Origin of the sequence: Daejeonella sp., from assembly GCF_044232565.1 — a bacterium.
In the GTDB taxonomy this organism is placed as follows: Bacteria; Bacteroidota; Bacteroidia; order Sphingobacteriales; family Sphingobacteriaceae; genus Daejeonella.
This window is the reverse complement of sequence record NZ_JBIILQ010000202.1, coordinates 1-5,183: the sequence shown is the minus strand read 5'-3', so window position 1 is coordinate 5,183 and position 5,183 is coordinate 1. Positions and strand designations below refer to the sequence as shown.

At 35.1% G+C, this 5,183-nt stretch carries 5 protein-coding genes; all 5 read right to left on the bottom strand.

Annotated features, from left to right (window positions below; genetic code table 11):
• Positions 1-884, bottom strand: an 884-nt coding sequence (locus tag ACILQF_RS10365; protein ID WP_395627337.1) for an Rnase Y domain-containing protein, incomplete at its 3' end; no start/stop codon positions are given.
• 198 nt (positions 885-1,082) lie between these two features.
• Complete coding sequence (locus ACILQF_RS10360; protein ID WP_395627336.1) at positions 1,083-1,373, bottom strand: cell division protein ZapA; 291 nt, start codon at positions 1,371-1,373, stop codon at positions 1,083-1,085.
• 22 nt (positions 1,374-1,395) lie between these two features.
• A complete protein-coding gene (locus ACILQF_RS10355) occupies positions 1,396-1,704 on the bottom strand; it encodes a hypothetical protein (protein ID WP_395627335.1) in 309 nt (102 codons plus the stop codon).
• Positions 1,705-1,752: 48 nt separating this feature from the next.
• A complete protein-coding gene (gene pheT / locus ACILQF_RS10350) occupies positions 1,753-4,152 on the bottom strand; it encodes a phenylalanine--tRNA ligase subunit beta (RefSeq protein WP_395627334.1) in 2,400 nt (799 codons plus the stop codon).
• Between the two features lie 477 nt (positions 4,153-4,629).
• Positions 4,630-5,183, bottom strand: a 554-nt coding sequence (locus tag ACILQF_RS10345; protein ID WP_395627333.1) for a RadC family protein, incomplete at its 5' end; no start/stop codon positions are given.

Sequence of the window (5,183 nt, the reverse complement as noted above, 5' to 3'; positions counted from 1 at the left end):
ATCTGCTTTTTAGTTTTTGCAACTACTTCCTCAATTCTAGCAGGATGAATACGACCATCAGTTACTAAACGGTGTAATGCTAAACGTGCAATTTCACGTCTAACAGGATCAAAACCTGAAAGAATAATGGCTTCCGGAGTATCATCAACAATAATTTCAATTCCTGTAGCAGCTTCAAGCGCACGGATGTTTCTACCCTCACGACCAATTACTCTACCCTTAATCTCATCATTTTCAATATTAAAGATGGATACTGTGTTTTCGATGGCACTTTCAGTAGCTGTACGCTGAATGGTCTGAATAACCACCTTTTTAGCCTCTTTGCTAGCAGTTAATTTAGCTTCATCAACAATATCCTTAATTTGAATCATTGCTTGCGTACGAGCCTCTTCACGCAATGAATCAATCAATTGGTTTTTTGCATCTTCGGCCGATAAACCAGCGATGGTTTCCATCTTTTGAATATGCTGATTCTTTAAAACATCAACATCTTCTTGTTTCTTCTGAGCGATTTCAATCTGTTTTTCAAGATTTGACTTAACATTAGTCAGTTCATCTTCCTTTTTTGAAAGATTTTCAATCTTTTGATTGATGGACTGCTCCTTTTGCTTAATTGAATTTTCACGCTGATTAATCGTATTATTTTTGGAATTAATTTCCTGTTCATGATCAGCCTTCATCTGCAGAAATTTCTCTCTTGCTTCAAGAAGTTTATCTTTTCTTAAGATCTCTGCATTTGTTTCTGCATCCTTAAGAATCTTTTTCGCTTTGTTTTGGGCATTTATTTCCTGATTACGGAATAGGCTTCGCAGTAAAAACCGTCCGATAACCACCCCAACTGCTAGTCCGATGAATATGTAAAGTACTATTTGTATTATGTTCATAATTGTTTTAGGTATAAAAAACTCATTAAATTTTTAAGATTCCTGCATCGTATTAATATCTTGTTTAACAAAAAAACTCAAATCAAATACCTTGGCAATGACAAAAGTTTAATCTTCAAACAATGAATATTAAGCCCTATTTAGTGAAAATAAAAATTTAAACGAGTTAAACTTTTTTGCTCTTTTTAAAGAACAATACTACTTAGAAAAAAAGTTGCTGAGCATCTGATCTAACTGATAAACCTTTTCCGTTACATCCACATCTTCATTCATTACCTTACTTTCAGCCTTCAAAGTAGCTGTAGCATAATGTAAAACACACATGGATAACAAATCCTGCTTATCTCGAACCGCATAATTTTCTTGATATTCTTTTATACGGTCGTTAATTATCTTGGCTGCCCTTCTAATCAATTCCTCTTCTTCCGTGTTTACCTTTAAGGGATAAACGCGATCAGCAATATTTATTTTTATGGAGATTTCTCCCATTTGAGCTTATTTTCACTAAGTACTACTTTTTAAGTAATACAATACACTTATCTATTTCGCGTACAAAATCGGTAATTTTTTGCTTTATGTCAAAAGTTTTTTCATTAAGACCTAAATCTGTTGTCTGCATACCTTCCAAAGAGCGAGCCAATGTTAAAACTCTTAACTTTTCTTCCAAATCAACTTTTAGCTGTGAATGATGATCTACTGTCTGTTTTAAATGATCATTTTCGAGCTTCAATAAGTCGTTTTCTTCCTGCAAAACAGTATAAAGCTCTATTAGCCTGCTTGTTTTATCGATTACTTTACTAAGCTGATCTGCAACTGCCATTTGAGTTTTATGTTTAGGTTATGAGTTTTAAGCTTTATGTTTTTCTAACTACCTTCTTATCTCTGCCCCTGCCTGTTTCTCAAAATTAATAATTAACTTTTGCATAAAAGACTCAATTTGTTTATCAGCAAGTGTTTTTTCCTCATCTTGAATCACAAAACTTAGCGCATACGATTTTTTGCCTTCTGGAAGTTTATCGCCAACATAAACATCGAAAACATTTACTTCCTTCAAAAGACTTTTATCTGTTTTTAAAGCAATTTGCTTTAATTGTTCAAATGTAAGCTCCTTATTTATTAACATGGATAAATCACGTCTTACAGATGGAAATTTTGATACTTCAGTATAGCTAATTTTATTATTTCTAACCGACTTTATGATAAGATCCCAGTCAAAATCAGCATAAAAAACATCCGCATTTATATCCAGCATTTTTAATGCTTTTTTAGAAAGGGTACCAAAATCAACCAAGACCTTTTCTCCCTTACGGTAGCTAATTCCTGAAGAAAAATCAGGATTAGTAGTTTCAACCGAACTTAAACCCTTAATATTGAGTCTATTAATTAGCAAATCGACTATTGATTTAACATTGTAAAAACCAACAGCATTTGATTTAGCAGCCCAGTTTTCTGCATGCTTTGCGCCAGTGATAAAAATTGAAAGTTTTTGGTTCTCTTTATAGCTCTCATTTTCAAGACTATAAACCTTCCCGAACTCATATAATTTCAGATCAGAGTTACGACGATTCTGATTATAGGAAATAGCTTCCAATCCTGAGAATAACAAATTTTGACGCATCACATCTAAATCACTACTTAAAGGATTAAGAATCTTAACAGCTAAATCTGGCTGAGAAGAATAGGCCAATTTGGTTAATGAATTGCTAAGAATCTCAAAAAAACCATTGGCAGACAGTAAATCGGCACATTGGTTTTGAAGAAGTTCTTTATCTGGCTTTTGTGATGGATTTAAAGATGCACGAATCTGATTTGGTATCTCAATATTATTATACCCATGAATTCTAAGAATTTCCTCAATGATATCAACTTCACGCGTAACATCAACCTTAAAAGCTGGAACCTCCAACTTCATTCCTTCTTGGTCTTGAGCAACTATGTTTATACCCAAACCGTTTAAAGTAGCTTGAATCTCTTCTTTTGAAATTTCTTTACCAATTAAACGCGTTACATTTTTAAATGAAATTTCAACATCAAAAGCTTTGGCAGGTATTGGATAAATATCTGAAACCGATGATGAAATATAGCCACCGGCAAGATCCTGAATAAGTAATGCGGCACGTTTTAAAGCGATTACAGTCATCTCGGGGTCTGTGCCACGCTCAAACCTAAAGGAAGCATCTGTTTTTAGTCCATGGCGCTTCGAAGTCTTACGCACCGCTACTGCATCAAACCATGCACTCTCTAAAAATATTTTTGTACTTGTATCTTTTATCCCTGAAATTTTACCTCCAAAAACTCCAGCAATACACATAGGCCCTTGGGCATTACAAATCATCAAATCATCAGGTGACAACTTACGTTCAACATCGTCTAAAGTAGTAAAGATTGTCCCCTCAGAAACTTTCTTAACGATAACTTTCTGCCCCACGATAGCATCCGCATCAAAAGCATGTAGCGGCTGCCCAAGTTCATGAAGCACAAAACTGCTTACATCAACCACATTATTAATGGGTCTGATTCCAATTGCATTTAATTTATCCTTTAGCCATTCAGGTGATTCTTTTACGGTAATTCCGCTGATGCTTAATGAGGAGTAACGGCGACAAGCATCCAGGTCTTGAACTTCAACAGGAATAGATAATTCCTGATTCTCCACTTTAAAGCTCGAAATATCAGGCATTGTAATTTCTAAATTCAGGTAAGCTGCTAAATCGCGAGCAACACCTAAATGAGAAGCCGCATCGGCACGATTTGGAGTTAAGCCTATTTCAAAAATAAAATCATCCTCTAATTTAAAGTATGAACTTGCTGCAGATCCTATGTTTGCTTCCGCATCTAATTCAATAATTCCAGCATGATCATGTCCTAAGCCTATTTCATCCTCTGCACAAATCATTCCTTCCGAAACTTCACCTCTGATTTTTGATTTAGAGATTTTAAAAGGCTCACCAGCGGTTGGATAAATGGTAGTATTTACTGTTGCTACAACAACTTTTTGTCCCGCAGCCACATTATTAGCTCCACAAACAATTTGAAGGTCCTCATCCAATCCTACATCAACCTTAGTTACCTTAAGTCGATCTGCATTTGGATGCTGTGCACATTCTTTCACATAACCAATCACCAAGCCTTCTAATCCGCCCGGAACTGACTGAACCTTTTCAAGGCTCTCCACTTCCAAACCGATATTGGTTAATATTAAGGATAATTCTTCGGGAGTTTTATTCGTATTGATGAATTGCTTCAGCCACTTATAAGAGATCTTCATGTTCTAAAAATGATAAAAAACAAAGATATAAAGAGATATGATATTTGGGATAGGAAATTAGAACTGTTAATTGTTTAATTTATAATATTTTATAAGAAGTACCTGGGGAAATTTTCATTGTAAGATAAAATTCTCAAACCTAATGATTCTTTTTTCTTTTCCTTCAGCAGAAAAGAAACAAAATGCCGCCGCTGCACCTGATGCTATTAATGTTAATGCTTTGGCCTGGACTATGCCTGCCGCACCAGCTGAGGCGGAAAAAACGTTAACGGTGATTTTGTGCTCAGGCCAAAGCTTACGATCAGACCTATCATTTTAGGTAAAAATATTGCAGATTTCGAGGTAATGGCAATATAAACAGAGAAACTACTGCAATTGGTAGTACTAACAGATATTCAAAACATGGTAAATTGAATATAAATGGCTTTTTTATGAAAATTTTATTTTAACCGGACAATAGTGATATTTTATTAAAACTCAATCTAAAATTCCTTCATCGGCAAAACTAAAGAAACCTAAATTAGTAATGATGAGATGATCGAGGACTGGGATATCTAGAAACATGCCTGCAGAGCGTAGTTTACGGGTTAAATCTAAATCTGCCTGACTAGGTTTCAAATTTCCGGAGGGATGGTTGTGCGCCAATATGATAGAAGCTGCATGATTTTCGAGGGCAATATTGAAAATAATTTTCGGATCAGCAATTGTTCCAGCCTGCCCACCCTTGCTTATTAAATGACTAGAAGTGATTTTATTTGCTCGATTTAGCACAATAATCCAAAACTCTTCATGGTTGAGATCTCTAAATCGGGATGCAATCGATTCATAAACATCGATGCTTGTTGATACTTGAACTTTCTCGGGACTTAAAGTCTCTTTTCTGCGTCGCCCAATTTCAAGTGCCGCAATGATAGAAATTGCTTTTGCTTCGCCAATACCTTTAAATTTGGAGAGCTCTGCAATGCTTAAACGAGCAAGTTGATTCAAATCATTTTGGCAAGCATGCAAAATACGTTTACTTAAATCTACTG

Coding starts and splice junctions, on each gene's coding strand:
- ACILQF_RS10355 (WP_395627335.1), bottom strand. CDS start 1,704: ATGGCAGTTGCAGATCAGCTTAGTAAAGTAATCGATAAAACAAGCAGG.
- pheT (WP_395627334.1), bottom strand. CDS start 4,152: ATGAAGATCTCTTATAAGTGGCTGAAGCAATTCATCAATACGAATAAA.
- ACILQF_RS10360 (WP_395627336.1), bottom strand. CDS start 1,373: ATGGGAGAAATCTCCATAAAAATAAATATTGCTGATCGCGTTTATCCC.